We start from the raw sequence: 15952 nt of genomic DNA on the forward strand, positions 1-15952 counted from the left end.
ACCCTCTTTACGGCGGGGAGGGTGTCAATAATCCGATTCATTGCAGGTGGGATAACAGTACTGCGTCAGTTACCGAGGGAGAATATACGTCTGGCATTGTCGGTGGTTGCAGCGGCAATCTCTTCGCCATCCACGCCAAGCACCTGGCTCAGCGCGTGGACCACATAGGGCAGATTAGCCGGTTCATTATCATTTCTTCTTCTGCCACCCCGACGATTTTCTAACCGCTCTGGCATGACCAGATAAGGCTCTAAAAACGGTGCATCGGTCTCAACCATCAGGCGCTCACGCAGAGTCTCCCAACCAACAGAGCGCAGTGCCTTAACCAGATCTTCGTTACGTTTGTCGCCGATATAACCGGTAATTCCGATGGAACAGCCCAGATCAAGATAGGCCTGCAGTTGCTCACTGTTACCCGTGAAGCAGTGAACGCAAGCCATGGCTGGTGAAGGCAACTGATTTATGTGATCTTTCAGAATGCCGATGAAGTCATCATGGGCAAGTCGCTCATGCAAAAACAGTGGTTTTTTCAGCTCTGCAGCCAGCTCCAATTGTTCCGTGAACACGGTTCGTTGCACATCAGGAAACGACCATTTGCGATCGTAATCCAATCCACACTCACCCACCGCAATGCAGTGACGATCCCCCTGTTTAAGTATTTTTCTCATTTCCCGTATGCCACCTTCTCGGTGGAAATTCTTGGCATCGTGTGGATGGCACCCCACTGTATAGTACAAAGAGCATGGGGAGGAATCTAAAAATCCACAAGCTTCAGCAGCTTTCGCCGATGGCTTCGGCCATTGAGCTACCAGTTTCTGAGCCTTTTTCGACGCAGAAATGGAAGTGCCCGTTATCATGATGCTACCAACCCCTGCCCGGGAAGCTTCTGCAAGAACCTGGGGCAAGTCAAAGCAGTCTTTAACGAGATTGGCTCCAATATCAACCAGTGGCGTCGTGTATAGAGGCTTGAACCTCGGGCGAGTCAGATTTACCTTGCCCGACTCTGGCCGGGCAGCTAACTGGAAACCAGAAGCTTCATCATCCCTGGCAGGCGCATCAGGTGATGCGGCGGCCTCGCTTGAGCGCTGGCAATATCGGGACTCCAGGCCCTGATCCAAGACCTGCTGACCCTGAACGGCAGGGTAGTTCGGGTTGCCAAGGTATCGGAATGCAACGGGAAAAACGCCTGAAGAAGGCTTGTCAGCAGAACCTGAGCCTTTCTTCTTTTTTTTCATTTTCCGTGGCTTTGAACGGCCTTCTTGCCAGACTTTCAGATCCGCTTCGTCTGCGGCCCATTGCGTACCTTTGCTGCTAAAAGCAGTACTGGCAGTCCTACCGAAACAAGCACCTTCTCCAGCCTCTTGCGGTTGAGGTTGAACAGGTTGTGACGTGATTGGGTTTGAACCTCCGACAGCGCCGGTAGTGTTATTTGAGTTAATCATACTAAGCTCCTTCAATTAAATGAGTATTCTCCTTGATTACAAGGACATCGGGTTGAAGGGCATTCAACAGCGATGTCCTCCAATAAATCAGAGTGGTTCTCAGATTGAAAGTTCACAACATTGACGTTAGCGTAACTAACAAGAAAACAGCACTCTGATGTAAACTGCGTTGAGCCAGTCATTTAACGATGCAGTAGAGACTTTAAGCATGCAGCAAAAAATCCCCGAAGCTTTGAACTTCCACAGGCAATCCCAACGACTGGAATTGAAATACGGCGGCGATGAGTCTTATCAGCTCAGCAGTGAGATGCTTCGTGTCCACAGTCCTTCTGCCGAGGTCAGGGGACATGGTACTCCAGTGCTGCAAACTGGGAAAAAGCAGGTTCAGGTCACCAATATAGAAAAGGTGGGCCACTATGCCATTAAAATTCACTTTAGTGATGGCCATGACAGTGGTATTTACGACTGGGGCTATCTCTACGATCTTTGTGTCAACCAGGAAGCGTACTGGGAGGCCTATCTGGAGAACCTGCACCAGGCAGGTGAAAGCCGGGAGCCCGATGCTGATGTTGTCAAACTGATGATCAGTTAAATCGTTAGTTGAACAGTGTCCCTCTGGGTTTCCACAAATAGACTGCTGTACTCCAGGGGCATTCATAGAGCTGCATCAGGGTTCTCTCATTGTGAGAGACGACGATCTGGTAAGTGACCGATTCTCTCTGAGGCCTGCTGGTCAGGATAACGGTGGCAGGTCTACTGATAAGAACAGGGGTTCCGCCCAGGTTAAGGGTCTGTTGGTGAAGCCTGTTCATGATGGTTGAGATGCTGCCATCTTCGGGATCGTAGGAAAAATTTTCGGCAAATGAAACTCTGTAAGTGCGCTTGTCAGCAGGCAGGTCGCCAATGTTCTTGCTAATACTGCAGTTGTTGAGATCAAGATAGCCAGAAGGGGGGCGGTTACTTTTTATAGCGGAGAGTAGCCAGCGATGCCCCATGATTTTAGCGTCAGGAAGTGCCATAGATGTGACCGGCAGGGTCATAGCCATCAGGGACACAGCCATTATGGATAGTACCTTTATGGATAGTACTTTTGCATTGTATGGCCATCTCATATCTGCTTCTCTCTGGAATGGGTGTTCTGGAGACTTTATCGGCCAAGGGATTAAGAAATTTCATCGTTGTGAGTTAACCTCGTTTACCCTGATGATGGGTGCATGGAGGTTAGAATTTTCCTGTATCAACTTGTAACCCAGTGGCTCTGTGTATATCCTTTGTGCCTTTTAAAATCGTCGTGGCAAGGCTCAAACACTGGGTCTTGTCAGACAGGAGCCTGTTCATGAGAGTGATTCTGTTGGGTGCCCCGGGTGCCGGTAAAGGTACGCAAGCCCAGTTCATCATGGAAGAGTTTGGTATCCCCCAGATCTCTACCGGCGATATGCTGCGCGCAGCGATCAAGGACGGTACCGAGCTGGGCCTTAAAGTCAAAGCGGTTATGGATTCCGGCGCCCTGGTTTCAGATGAAATCATCATTGAGCTGGTTAAAGAACGTATTACCAGGGATGACTGCGCCAATGGATTCCTGTTTGATGGCTTTCCCAGAACCATTCCCCAGGCTGAAGCACTTCGTGATGCCGGCGTCGACATTGACCATGTGATCGAAATTGCCGTTGAAGATGAAGAGATTGTTCAACGCATGGCAGGAAGACGTGTTCACCCCGACAGTGGCCGAACCTATCACGTTGTCTATAACCCACCGAAGATTGAAGGTAAAGATGATGTGACGGGTGAAGACCTGATTCAGCGTGATGACGATACGGAAGAGACCGTTCGCAAGCGTCTGGGCGTTTACCATGACCAGACGGCCCCTCTGGTCAGCTTCTATAAGTCTATTGAAGGCCAGACCCGTTATAGCCGTGTAGAGGGTGTAGGCAGTGTTGATGATATCAAGGCTAAAGTGATCAGTGCCCTGAAGCCTGGGGCTGCCTGATAAGCTCTGCTGTCTGGCATCTCATGATGCTGATCGTAAAAAAAGGACGACTGTTCGTCCTTTTTTTACGTTTTCAGGAGACTTTCTCATGAGCTGGTAACGATATAATACACCGTTAGCCGCATGAGTTACCCCTATTAGAGATACGCTGATGAAAATTCTGGCTCTAGATAGCGCTACAGAAGCCTGTTCAGTGGCACTGAATCTGGATGGCGAGATTGTTGAACATTTTGAGTTGTTACCCAGAAGGCACAGCCGTGAGCTTTTGGGAATGGTCGACAATCTACTGAAAAAACAGGCAGTCAGCCTGTCTGATCTGGACGCTTTGGCTTTTGGTTGCGGGCCAGGTGCTTTCACAGGTCTCAGAATAGCGGCTGCCATGGTGCAGGGGCTGGCATTTGCCATCGATAAGCCGGTTGTTGCTGTGTCAACTCTTAGAGCACTGGCGCAGGAAGGCTTCAGAGTGCATCAGTCAAATGCCGTACTGGCTGCTATTGATGCCCGTATGGGAGAAGTTTACTGGGGGGCCTTCAAGGAAGAGAATGGACTGATGCAGCCAGAGATAGAAGAGCGCGTTATCGTTCCCGAAAAAGTTGTCCTGCCCGATGGCAAAGAGAATTGGCTGGGAATGGGGACGGGTTGGCAGTTCGAAGATCAGCTGGCAGCAAAAGCGGTGAAATGTTTTCCCGAGGCGTATCCCAGGGCGGCTGATATCGCCATTCTGGCTGCGGCTGATTTCAACGAAGGACTCAGTGTCCCTGCTGAACAAGCCAGGCCAGTCTATCTCAGAGATAAAGTGGCTCTCAAGAAAAGTGAACGATAAAACTCGTTTTCTCCTTTAACAATTAAAGCCTGATGGGAAGTGCTTTCTTCCTTTGTGAGATGACACAGAAGTCGGCATGGGCTGATATTATCCATCAGGGGAGGGAAGCTATCGTGGATAGCCTTCAGGTAATCATTCTTGCTCTGCTTCAGGGCCTGACAGAGTTTCTGCCGATTTCCAGTTCTGCTCATTTGATATTGCCTGCGCAATTGTTGGGCTGGAAGGATCAGGGTCTGGCATTTGATGTGGCGGTTCATATTGGCACATTGATCGCGGTTGTAGGATATTTTCGTAAAGACTTGATCAGAATTACTCAGGATTGGCTGGGCTCTCTGATGGGTAAAGGCTCATCGGTCAACAGTCGTCTGGGTTGGTACCTGATTTTTGCTACCTTGCCAGCGGTTGTGTTTGGTTTTGTCCTGAAGTCCTTGGGCCTGGACGAGGCTATGCGCAGTATTGCCGTCATTGCGGGGACAACCATGATATTTGGTGCGCTTCTCGGTTGGGCAGATTACAAGGGGAAAAAAATACAACCTATCGAAAAGTTAAACTTTCGTCAGGCCATGTTAATTGGTTTTGCCCAGGCTATCGCCTTGATTCCGGGCACCTCTCGCTCAGGCATAACCATGACCGCTGGCCTTATGCTCGGTTTGACCCGGGAGGCAGCAGCCCGCTTTTCGTTTTTGCTTTCTATTCCGGTCATACTCGGAGCAGGGCTGCTTCTGACACTGGACCTTGTTAAAGCGACAGAGCCGGTGGACTGGAGCGTACTCTTCTCTGGTGCCCTGTTGGCAGGCGTCAGTGCCTGGGTTTGCATATACTTCTTCCTGTCGTTTATTAATCGAATCGGATTAATGCCTTTTGTGATCTATCGCTTTATTCTCGGCGCATTACTGATCGCTGTGATGGTGTTCCAGGTAAACACTTAAAGCATCGCTACCCATCCTGTCCGGATGGGTAATTTCATCTTCAAACTGTAAATTCCGGTTGATCATTTGCATAAACAGGCTTTACTTCTCATAGGTTGTAATTCGGGACGGGTCGGGTAAGACTCTATCTGTTTCAGACTGATCTTAATGAGAACAGTTTTTCATAGATAGTACTGAGATACTGGCTTTTGACCCGAGGTAGATCCCCGAGGAATTGACATGACTCTGAGAATTAATGACGTTGCCCCTGATTTCACAGCTCAAACCACCCAAGGCTCTATTCGGTTTCATGACTGGATAGGTGATTCCTGGGCTATTTTATTCTCCCATCCGAAAGACTTTACACCTGTCTGTACGACAGAGCTTGGCTATATGGCCCGGCTGCAACCAGAGTTCGAACGACGCAACTGTAAGCTCATTGGTTTGAGTGTGGACCCTGTAGATGATCATGAACGCTGGGCCAGAGACATTGAGGAAACTCAGGGGCACCTGCCCCTGTACCCCATGATTGGTGACACGGACCTCAACGTAGCGAAGCTGTATAACATGCTGCCTGCTGACGCAGGTGATAGCTCAGAAGGGAGAACAGCTGCCACCAATGCTACGGTCAGAACCGTATTTATCATCGGCCCTGACAAACAGGTCAAATTGATGATGACCTATCCAATGACCACCGGCAGGAATTTTGACGAGATCCTTCGTTCTCTGGATTCTATTCAGCTGACCAGCCGATGCACCGTGGCTACTCCAGTGAACTGGCAGCCTGGTGAGGATGTGATTATTCCACCTGCGGTTTCAGAGGAAGAAGCTAAAAAGAAATTCCCGCAGGGTTGGAAGACTCTGAAGCCTTACCTGAGGGTGGTTGCTCAGCCTGATTAATGCTCGAACTAATATCTGAAACTTCCTCTATTAACAGAAACAGCAGGCCAAATGTCTGCTGTTTTTTTATGGTGCACAGTTACAGAATAGCGGTCTGGAACCAGCCCGGGAGGCCCCCTTTAGAAATGATTCGAGGTTTTCAAACAGCTCTCCGGTGATAAAATCCGATCTAACTAAACGCGTTGTGAGCAATAGGTGAATGGCCAGTTCTGTCGTAGTACAAATTCATCCGGATCCTGATAAGCAAGCCTATCTTGAGGCGCTGCTGAGTTCCATGGATGGAGCCACTTACATTGAGAATCCGGCTGGCTGCCGGGAAAATCAACTTATTCTGGGTTTCGAAGATGATCGCCTTTCTCTGACACGGGCTTGTGGAAAAGAAAAACCCATCAGTGTTGATTTTGTGGGCGGCAAGGCAGGCCACAGAAGAAAGTTCGGCGGCGGGAAAGGTCAGGACATAGCCAAAGCTGTGGGTTTGAATAAAGGTGTCAAACCTCATGTTCTGGATGCCACAGGTGGGCTTGGTCGAGATGCCTTCGTGCTGGCCTCTCTTGGCTGCAAGGTGACGGTCATTGAGCGCTCTCCCGTCATCGCCGCTTTGTTGGAAGACGGCATCAGAAGAGCGATAGCAGATCCGGAGGTCTCAGAGATTGCCGGACGTATGCAGCTGATCAAAGAAGACAGTCGTCATGCTATGGCGTCGAGTCTGTCCCTTGGAAAACAGTTTGATGTCGTTTATCTCGATCCCATGTTTCCGCATAAAGAGAGGTCTGCAGAGGTCAAAAAGGAAATGAAAATCTTTCAGGCACTATTATCAGGTGATCCCGATGCCGATGAGTTGCTTGAGCCTGCCCTGAAACTGGCCCAATACCGGGTGGTGATTAAAAGACCCCGGTTATCACCGGAGTTGGGCAATACCTCACCTACCTACAAACTGGAAGGAAAGGCATGCAGGTATGATATCCACGCTCTTAAAGCATTTTAGTGAAAGGTTCAGGACTAGCGGTTCCCTCTTTCATCATCCAATCATCCGACGATGAAAGAGGGTTCCCGAACCGAAAGCGAGTTAATGCTCTTCGACAGGAGCAGGTTGGGTTTTGGTGGTTTGCAGTATGCTATGACGGACTTCGCTGGTCAGGACCTTAAAGGCTTCGTCCGCGACCATTTTGACTTCATCGCCGTAGTTGAGCTTGTTAGTCCGGGTGATCTCCACGACGTTATTGAGTCTTAACTGCTCGATAAAGTTTTTGAACAGCGCCTTGTCAAAGAACTCAGGGGCATTCAACCCGTGGATAATGGACAGTCTCTGAGCCAGAACACGACTCTGGTTTTCCAGGGTTTCCTGTTCGATATTGCCGCTGTCATTACTGATCAGCAGGCTGATGACCATGAAGAAGCGCTCAAGGGTCTGGGCAATGGCACGGGAAAGCACCGTCAGGGTGACAAACTGCACTGAGCTGTAATCAGGTCGGCGGTAATAGCCGTCATGGTCACTGATGATAAGCCCTTCACTTGCCAATGTTTCCAGCCACTGGTTGACCACTTTCAGAAATCCTCTTTTACTCCATCTGAGAAAGAGCTCGGATTGAAGATAAGGGTATAAAATGGAACAGACTCGGAGAATTTCTCTTTGTGTCATGGCATTGTTGTTGATAAACAGACAGCTGAGCAGGGAAGGTACGGCAAACATATGCAGTACGTTATTCCGGTAATAAGTCATCATTACCGCCGTTTTTTCGTCAAGACTGTAAACATCTCCCAGAGAATCAGTGAATTTATTGAGTACATCCAGCTTCTCGGCATAGCGGATAACGCTATAGCCATCCATATCAGTAATAACTGTTTTTTGGCTGTAGGGAGATTTCCTGAGGAGTTGCTGATAAGTCTCAATCAGCAGAACCAGCTCCTGTTCACCCAGAGCATGACGTGGCGATGAAAGCAGGGCCATGGCAATCAGGTTGATCGGGTTGATGACTGCCGCTGAGTTAATCCCACTGGCAATTTTGAAAGCAAGTGTGTTGGTAGCTTTCTTTAGCCACTGTTGTTTAAAGTCTTCAGACTGATCCTGCTGCCATTGAGGTACTTCCTTATCCAGGAATTCACCCATGCTGACCGGGTTACCAAAGTTAATCCAGGCTTTGCCAAACTGATCCCTCAGGGCTGCCAGTGTGCGCACAACGTCAAGAGGGGACTCTTTTTTCTTGCTCTTGCCCCGCAGCTCACTCATGTAAGTGCTGACTTCCAGTAACTTCTCATAACCGATATAAACCGGCACAAACAGTATGGGTCGTCGGTTATCTCTGAGGTAGCTTCTCAGGCTGATAGAGAGCATGCCGGTTTTCGGGTTCAGGGTTCGACCGGTTCTGGAGCGGCCACCCTCAACAAAATATTCAATGGGGAATCCACGACTGGACAGGGTATGCATGTATTCATGAAAGACTGCACTGTAGAGAGGGTTGCCTCTGAAGGTTCTTCTCATAAAGAAAGCGCCGCCTTTACGGAGAATGGTTCCAACGACAGGCATATTCAGGTTGATACCGGCAGCAATATGGGGAGGTGTCAGTCCTTCATTGTAAAGAGCATAGGAAAGCAACAGATAGTCAATATGGCTGCGGTGACAGGGTACGTAAACAACGCTGTACTTCTGGGAAAGTGCTTTGATCGGTTCGATGTTATTGATCGACAGGCCGTCGTAGAGCTTGTTCCAGAACCAGGTCAAGACAATGTCCAGAAACCTGAGGACCGGATAAGAGTAGTCAGAGGCGATTTCATTGGCGTACTGTCGAGCCTTGTTCTCGGCCTCGATCAGGGTGATTTCCCGGGCAGCGGCTTCAGCTTCTATGGCTTTGCGAATCTGTGGTGTATGGATCAGGCCATTGACCAGTATTCTTCGGTGAGAGAGATCAGGACCAATGACAGACTCTCTGAGCTGACGAAAGTGCACCCTGAGAATACGACCCACCTTTCGGAGAGTGCGGCAGTGTTCCTGGCCTTCATCCACCATTTCTCTCAGGGACATGGCTGGATTAAAGTGAACCATGGTCTGTCTGCCATGGAGCAGAATGGCCATAAACTTCCTGAACCGTCCTCCCAGGCTGAAGTTCCAGTCAAAAAGGAGCTTCAGGGCGGACTGCTCTTTATCCGGGGCCCGTCCCCAGAAAATACTGACAGGAACCAGCTGAACGTCGCGGTCAGGATGCTCCTCGGTTTCCCTGAGAAGATTTGCCAGTGTATCTGCCGTTTCCGGATGCTCTCTTTGAAGCAGAACGCCTCGCTGCTGAGTCAGATAAAAATAGGCCTGATCACCGTTCTTGTGACCACTGTGAATAAACGCATAGGGTCGTGGCAGACCGGCTTTTCGACACTCCTGCTCAACTACCATCAGATCGGACAGGGAGCGGTTACGAAGTACGTAGCAGACAGGCTTGTCTGGCTGAATCCCAAGGCTTTGTGCAGTGTTGTTATGAACCGTTGTTCTAACCCAGATGAATAACAGCTTTCTCAAGCTATGAAACAAAAAGCGACTGAGAGTATTGGGTTTGTGCATGGAATTGGTCGCGGCCTGAAATCAAGAGGGTGAATGGCTGTCGGTGGATTCTAGCTTGAATAGAGGCCGTGGCGCAAAGAGGAAAGTGACTATTTCCCGGATTGAAAACAGGTTCCCGGAGTGAAGGCACGCCAGTAAGGGTTTTGTTCTTTCCTGGCGAGCAAAAGCAATGGGGAAAAGCCAGAAGCGCTTAATAGCTTCTCTGGCAGCAATAAGTTTTCAAAGAGCATTAGGCCAGGAGACCGTGCTTTCTTCGCCTGTTTCCGTCATCTGCCACCATTCATCCATATCTTCACCGTCTGACCAGGGGGCTGCATTGGCCCTCACCCGGCACCTGGCAAACTGGTTCAGGCTTCTGGCGCAGGCCATATCATCACTCCAGGGGGTTTTATTGGCTTTGAACCAGATGCTGGTCCAGGCTTTGCCAACCGCACACTCAACAATCATCACCGGCGCTGAGTCTTTCTCGCTGTGCAGCAGAAAGTCGTGGACTTTCTTGCCGCTACTAAGAACTTCAACGCTATCAAAATTAACCGTGAGCCATTTCCGGATCATCTCCAGGCTCAGGTCTTTGACATAAATTTCTAGATCTTCAACCTTGTTCATAGGGTCTGTATGTCTGAGAGTAGAGGATGAATTTAGGTCAACAGTCGCTTCAGGATGCCCTGATAAATCCGGCTCAGATCATCAAGGTCGCTGGCTTTGATACATTCATTCACTTTATGGATGGTTTTGTTGACCGGACCCAGCTCAACCACCTGGGCACCGGTTGGCGCTATAAACCGGCCATCGGAGGTGCCACCAGAGGTCGACAGCTCTGAATCTATGCCGGTTTCAGCCTTGATGGATGCCAGGGCTGCATTGACCAGCGCACCAGGGCGGGTAAGGAATGGCTGGCCGCTGATATGCCATTCAATATCGTATTCAAGGTTATGTCGATCCAGAATGGCCAGCACTCTTTCCTGCAGCGCTTTGTCAGTGACTTCAGGGGAGAAACGGAAGTTAAAGTTGACTTCGCAGTTTCCGGGAATCACATTGCTGGCACCTTCTCCGGCATGAATATGCCAGATCTGGAAGCTGGTGGGTGGGAAGAACTCATTGCCCTGATCCCACTCTTCGCCGGTCAACTCTGATAAAGCCAGTGCCACTTCATGAACCGGATTTCTGGCCAGATGCGGATAGGCGACGTGCCCCTGAATCCCATGAATCAGCAAGTGGCCGTGCATAGAGCCCCGGCGTCCATTCTTGATGATATCGCCTACCTGGTGAGTACTGGATGGCTCGCCTACGATGCACCAGTCTATCTTTTCGTGACGGGCTTCCAGGTGCTCAATGACTTTAACGGTTCCATGCCGGGCCGGACCCTCTTCATCGCTGGTGATCAGGAAAGCAATGGAGCCTTTATGGTCAGGGTTCGCGGCCAGAAAGGTTTCGCAAGCTGTCACCATGGCAGCCAGACTGCCTTTCATATCTGCCGCGCCGCGGCCCTGCAGCATACCGTTTTCATCGACAAAAGGAGAAAAAGGAGGGTTATCCCATTTTTCTACAGGACCTGTGGGTACAACGTCGGTATGACCGGCAAATGCCAGAACCGGCGCAGAGTCTCCCCTGCGAAGCCAGATGTTTTCCACTTCACCAAACCGCAGTTTCTCTACTTTGAAGCCCAGGGGTTCCAGACGGCTGATCATCAGGTCCTGGCAGCCCTCATCTTCAGGAGTGACTGAGGGACGCTGAATCAGATCTATGGCAAGTTCAATCGTAGGGGTCATGTGCAGTTTATCTGTTCTATGGTTTACAGTTTTTCACTTTGAAAAGTGATTGTACCACGTGATGTACTTGCCAGCCGAGCCAATAAGGTCGCCAGAATACCAGAGTTTTCTGTCTTGTTGCCTCGACTAGCAATGAGAAATTCACTCAGCCCAAGATCAAGACCGAAGGCTTAATCGGTCTTGATCTTGGCGGGCTCGGTCAGATCCGATAACGCTTTTAGCGTCTCTGATTTCTCTAATTCATCGGTTGCAGACTGCTTCAGTTTTTCACAGGCATTCTCGAAAGCCTTTGGCTCAAGGTAACACCCCTTAAAAATTCTTTTCAGCCGTTGTGCCAGTTCAATTTTTTCCCCACGAACACAAAAATCAATGAGCGGGTTGAGCAAGAACAATCTGCCTTCGACCGGTTTAGAAAGCAGGCAGATATAAGACCGGATAAAACTCTCGAAATTTACAATCTCATGAGGTGGCATGCGATCAACATCGACCAGAGCTTGTTGCAAAATATCCAGAACGGTTTCTTTAGTTCTCTTTTGGCCAGCAGCCCCGGGATTTGCCAGCTCAAACAGTTGCTTGACAGAATCTTGGTGAAAATGATCCCTGAGGGCTTTGCAAAGGTCCTCGTCGGTAATGCGGATACCGTCCGATGCAACTTTCTTTGCCGACTCGTAATCACCCCTGATAAAGAAGAGATTCAGGAAGGAGTAGGCCAGCTCCTCATCCTTGATGCCGAATTTGTAAAATTCCCAAAAACACCTCTCTATCTCAGTAAAATCTTGTGGGGGCAAGCCTCGCACCCATTGGGTGTCTCTCAAACATTTTTCCAGCCCGTCAGCGAACGTTTTCCTGGCAATCTCCATGGTTTGATGATCTTGCTGATCCACCAGGGCCAGTAGCGCTTTGCTGTGGCTATGGAGGAAGCGTGGGTAAGAGTCGTCGGTATGTTTAACGTATGGCGCGTAATTCTGGACATCCTTATCGAGGGCTACCTGAAGATGATCTGCTTCCAGAATTGCCTGATGTTTATCTTTAACAGACTGGGCATGTGGAAAATCTCCCCGGACGACAAAAAGGTTCAGAGCTGAATTCGCCAGTGCATAACCACCATTGCCACAGTTGGCCAGCAAACAGTCGATAAGCTTTTTCAGCTTTATGTAATCATTTTGGGGTATTTTACGAGCAGATGGGAAATAATCCTGCAAAATGGTTTTAAGGTTATCCTCGGCTACTTGCGCAGCTTGATTCGGGGATGTCAGTTTCAGTGATGCCAGCAGTGATTTTACCCGGGCGGCATCTTTTGCACTTATGGCCTCTGCCAGAGCAGGTAAAACCTCTGTGAGTTCCATCGGAGTGGCTGGTTGTGGATCGGCTGCCGGGATGGAGCCTGTGTGTGCAGAGCTGCCGGAGACAGAAGCAGCGATTGTCCTGTCGGAAAGAGCTGAAGCAGTGTCTGTACCGGTTTCTCCGTAGCCAATAGCGCGGAAGAAACCGTTATAGATAGCGCCAAACCAGCTGTTTACTGCCCTTCCGTTATCAGCCCTTCCTGAGGTGTCTGTTGACTGGACAGATTGCTCCTGCCTGATTGAGCTGTCTGGTGGCAGTGATGATGGGGATTTTAATGGTTGCATAGTAAGTTACCTCTCTAAATTTAATTGTCGGTATCTATTTGGACAACAGAAAGTGCAACTAGTTCCAGACAGTCAAAAAGAAGAGTCAAAAAGAAGAGTCAAAAAAAAGAGTCAGCACTGTTTTCTCTTTCAATTGTTGCAGGAACCTTATGGCCTTAAATTCAGATCCGGTGCGCTTTAGCGCAGAATAAACAAGCTGATTCTGAGCAGGCACACGGCGATTCTGCTAACAATAGTGTCCATTTCACTAACCCATATACAGGAACTCTTCGGAGCCTTCTGTCATCTAATTAATAGAGGGTTGTATCGCAATACCTGACGAGCTGATTAAGGTTTTTTTGGAGAAAAAGTACTATGGACCGCTTACACCCTTTATTACTGACGAGTTTGCTATTTTTTTCTGTCCAGGTTTTTGGCGGGGTATTTTCACCCGGCTATCCGTCGGCCTACCGCTACTTCCCTGAGCTGGCAGGTGCCCTTGATAAAGACTTTGATGGCCTGCTCTCCTACGATGAGCTGATTGAGGGCTACCATGCACCCTATCTGAACAAAGACCTTTACCAGACCATCAGACTTTATCTTGTTAATTTCGAGTCATGGCAAAACCCTGTCACTGCCTCATTAAGCAGAGAAAGCATTGAATTGGCTGAACTGTCGGGGCGAGTCGCAAAGTATCACCACGAGCAGGACAACACCTTCTGGGAAGCTTGGCTTGCAAAACCTGAGCGGCAACCATTTGCCGACGGCTATAGACGACTTTTTCCCCAAGGTCTGACGAGTATTACTCCGGATAATCTCCTGCAGGGGTATTTTCCAGATTGTGTTCTGATCGCTACGCTGGCCTCAATAGTCAGCTCAGAAACGGGAAAAAGGCTCGCATTCAATTACTTTTATCCCTTCGATGAACAGACATTTGAAATTGTTTTTCCCGGGATTGCTAAACGCGAAGTGATTCAATTCAGAGAAGTTGAGCGTTACTCACACTTTGCCGAAACACGCGATGGCGGTATCTGGCTGGCCATGCTGGAAGCCGCTTATGCGCATCTGTCGAAAAAATATTATAATGTACGGGGACGAAATGATCGGGCGCGATTCGAGTATCATCAATATTCTGAGCTGGTCCAAGTACAACCTCCATTAGCCAATGAGGCACTCATGAATTCACCTTCCGGGCACATCAACCCGCAGTTTGAATCTCAGGATCTTTTAAAGATGCTACTCAACTCTTTTGTGGATGATGAAAAAGCAGCAATTTTTTTTATTACCTCAGTGTTGTCAGCTCCCTTGAAGCTAAGGCCATTTGAGGGAATCGGACCCCGGCATGCCTATAGTCTGATCGGTTATGACAAAGAAAAAGAGATTGTTTATATTCGTGACCCTCATGGTCGTTCTGATGCGGTTGAAAGTCTCCTTACCATTAATAGACATATTCAACCTGCTTCTTCAGAAAATAAAGTAATATATGAATACATGGCGAGTAATCCCAGTTCCCCTGACTATGGTTTCGCCTTAGGCCTGACAGAGTCTCTAATTACCGTTATTCTTAATCAAACTTTTCCGAAGGCATTGGCTGCAGGGCAGGGCGTCATTCCTTTAAATATTGCAAGATCGAAGCCTACAGCAGAGAGAAGCCCTGCCAGGACCGGCATCATTGAAATCACTATACAACAGGTGATTGATACCTTTAATTTCATGTACGTCAGCAGATGCGGACCTTACCAATGTCCAAATGACGAGTGAGACTAAACCGATAAAAAAATACATCGCATAAATACCGTCTATACTTTCTTGCCCTATCTACCAGTAAACACAGAGTTGTTATGACTACGTTAATGCCGACTTTATTCAGCTGCCCGAAATGGAGTTTCAAAGAGTATTGGCAGTCTCTCAGGTCTAATACACGACATGGTTTTTTTAAAAAAGTCTATCGATCCGCATGTTTTATTCTGGCTCTGATATTCCTCAGTCCCGTTGTTTTATCAGACACGCTGAAAATTGCGGTTGCATCCAACTTTTACCCGACAGCTGTTGAGTTGAGAAAAACCTTTAATAAACTCCATCCGGACATTGAGCTTACGCTGGTAAAAGGCGCAAGTGATGATTTGTTTGATCGTATTATTAATGACGAGCCCTTCGACGTCTTTCTCAGTGCAGATGAAACCCACCCGGCTACGCTGGTGCGGCTAGAAAAAGCCAAACCGAAGTCACGGAAAACCTATGCGTTTGGTCGGCTTGCGTTCTTGCACAAGATGGGTAACCAGACCGAAGATCATGGTCACGGTCATGGAAAAGAGACTATAACACTGAAGGAGTTGGGTGACTTTATCTCCAAGCATCGCAATGAGACAGTCTATATACCGGATCCTAAGGATTCTCCCTACGGCAAGAGGGCGGAGGATCTGCTTGAGGCTGCGGGGTTGTACTATCCCCTGAATGAAATGAGGAGAATCAAGATCGAAAACAGTACCCATGATGTCTGGAACAACAACATAAACAAAACAGAGCTATTTGCTCTGCTCCCGGCCTCATTAGTGTTTCATGAAGAAGATGATCACTCCAGGGATTCACATCATGTTAGGCACAATTATCCCAAAGATGACGAGGTGTCCCTGTTAAAAGACAATGATTTTCATCGTCTCAGGCAGGAAATGGTAATAATAGAGGGTTCTACCAGCATCAAAGCAGCTGAAACCTTTGCAGCGTTTATGCTGTCACCTACCACTCAAGCCTATATTGGAACTCATGGTTACTACCCTGCAAGTTATAAAGAGGTTTGCGATCCGGCTAACACTTCGTCCGCTGTCAGTTATTTTTCAGCGATTCCTTATGCTGGTATTCTGTCTGCTGTTACTTCCGCAGCTGTTGCCGCCTGGATTAACAGAGGTCACTGCGGTTTCTAAAGCGCTATACTCCATAAGGTTCGTCCGGAGCTTGTCGAAATGTGTTGC

General features: G+C 48.6%; 14 protein-coding genes. 8 read left to right on the forward strand and 6 right to left on the reverse strand.

Annotated features, from left to right (window positions below; translation table 11 throughout):
- Window positions 1-65: 65 nt before the first annotated feature.
- Complete coding sequence (locus ACOJUO_RS14700) at window positions 66-1442, reverse strand: TatD family hydrolase (RefSeq protein ID WP_422137358.1); 1377 nt, start codon at window positions 1440-1442, stop codon at window positions 66-68.
- Window positions 1443-1650: 208 nt separating this feature from the next.
- Between ACOJUO_RS14700 and ACOJUO_RS14705 the strand changes: the two genes are divergently transcribed.
- Entirely contained in the window at window positions 1651-2034 is a 384-nt protein-coding gene (locus ACOJUO_RS14705; RefSeq protein ID WP_422132754.1) for a gamma-butyrobetaine hydroxylase-like domain-containing protein, read from the forward strand.
- A gap of 4 nt (window positions 2035-2038) precedes the next feature.
- Here the strand turns inward: ACOJUO_RS14705 and ACOJUO_RS14710 are convergent, their stop codons facing one another.
- Window positions 2039-2503, reverse strand: coding sequence for a hypothetical protein (locus ACOJUO_RS14710; protein ID WP_422137359.1), 465 nt, complete (start codon window positions 2501-2503; stop codon window positions 2039-2041).
- Between the two features lie 275 nt (window positions 2504-2778).
- Here ACOJUO_RS14710 and adk point away from each other — a divergent pair, with 275 nt between their 5' ends.
- From adk to ACOJUO_RS14735, 5 genes are all read left to right on the forward strand, one after another.
- On the forward strand, window positions 2779-3429 hold the full coding sequence (gene adk, locus ACOJUO_RS14715; RefSeq protein ID WP_422137360.1) for an adenylate kinase: 651 nt from the start codon (window positions 2779-2781) through the stop codon (window positions 3427-3429).
- Window positions 3430-3580: 151 nt separating this feature from the next.
- Window positions 3581-4252 (forward strand): tRNA (adenosine(37)-N6)-threonylcarbamoyltransferase complex dimerization subunit type 1 TsaB, encoded by a 672-nt coding sequence (tsaB, locus tag ACOJUO_RS14720; protein WP_422137361.1) that lies wholly within the window; start codon window positions 3581-3583, stop codon window positions 4250-4252.
- A gap of 113 nt (window positions 4253-4365) precedes the next feature.
- The gene (locus ACOJUO_RS14725) at window positions 4366-5181 is read left to right on the forward strand and encodes an undecaprenyl-diphosphate phosphatase (protein ID WP_422137362.1); all 816 of its coding nucleotides are present in this window, start codon (window positions 4366-4368) and stop codon (window positions 5179-5181) included.
- Between the two features lie 219 nt (window positions 5182-5400).
- On the forward strand, window positions 5401-6060 hold the full coding sequence (locus ACOJUO_RS14730; protein WP_422132759.1) for a peroxiredoxin: 660 nt from the start codon (window positions 5401-5403) through the stop codon (window positions 6058-6060).
- Between the two features lie 199 nt (window positions 6061-6259).
- Complete coding sequence (locus ACOJUO_RS14735; protein WP_422137363.1) at window positions 6260-7045, forward strand: class I SAM-dependent methyltransferase; 786 nt, start codon at window positions 6260-6262, stop codon at window positions 7043-7045.
- An 81-nt stretch (window positions 7046-7126) separates the two neighbouring features.
- Here the strand turns inward: ACOJUO_RS14735 and plsB are convergent, their stop codons facing one another.
- The 4 genes from plsB to ACOJUO_RS14755 form a co-directional block, all read right to left on the reverse strand.
- Complete coding sequence (gene plsB / locus ACOJUO_RS14740; RefSeq protein ID WP_422132761.1) at window positions 7127-9607, reverse strand: glycerol-3-phosphate 1-O-acyltransferase PlsB; 2481 nt, start codon at window positions 9605-9607, stop codon at window positions 7127-7129.
- Window positions 9608-9826: 219 nt separating this feature from the next.
- Window positions 9827-10213, reverse strand: a complete 387-nt coding sequence (locus tag ACOJUO_RS14745) for a hypothetical protein (protein WP_422132762.1) — start codon at window positions 10211-10213, stop codon at window positions 9827-9829.
- A 32-nt stretch (window positions 10214-10245) separates the two neighbouring features.
- Window positions 10246-11376 (reverse strand): succinyl-diaminopimelate desuccinylase, encoded by a 1131-nt coding sequence (gene dapE / locus ACOJUO_RS14750; RefSeq protein WP_422137364.1) that lies wholly within the window; start codon window positions 11374-11376, stop codon window positions 10246-10248.
- A gap of 170 nt (window positions 11377-11546) precedes the next feature.
- The gene (locus ACOJUO_RS14755; protein ID WP_422137365.1) at window positions 11547-13004 is read right to left on the reverse strand and encodes a hypothetical protein; all 1458 of its coding nucleotides are present in this window, start codon (window positions 13002-13004) and stop codon (window positions 11547-11549) included.
- Window positions 13005-13358: 354 nt separating this feature from the next.
- Here ACOJUO_RS14755 and ACOJUO_RS14760 point away from each other — a divergent pair, with 354 nt between their 5' ends.
- Window positions 13359-14744, forward strand: a complete 1386-nt coding sequence (locus ACOJUO_RS14760) for a hypothetical protein (RefSeq protein ID WP_422137366.1) — start codon at window positions 13359-13361, stop codon at window positions 14742-14744.
- A gap of 80 nt (window positions 14745-14824) precedes the next feature.
- A complete protein-coding gene (locus tag ACOJUO_RS14765; protein ID WP_422137367.1) occupies window positions 14825-15904 on the forward strand; it encodes a substrate-binding domain-containing protein in 1080 nt (359 codons plus the stop codon).
- Window positions 15905-15952: the final 48 nt, after the last annotated feature.

Source organism: Endozoicomonas sp. ALC020 (assembly GCF_049275935.1).
Lineage (GTDB): Bacteria > Pseudomonadota > Gammaproteobacteria > Pseudomonadales > Endozoicomonadaceae > Endozoicomonas_A.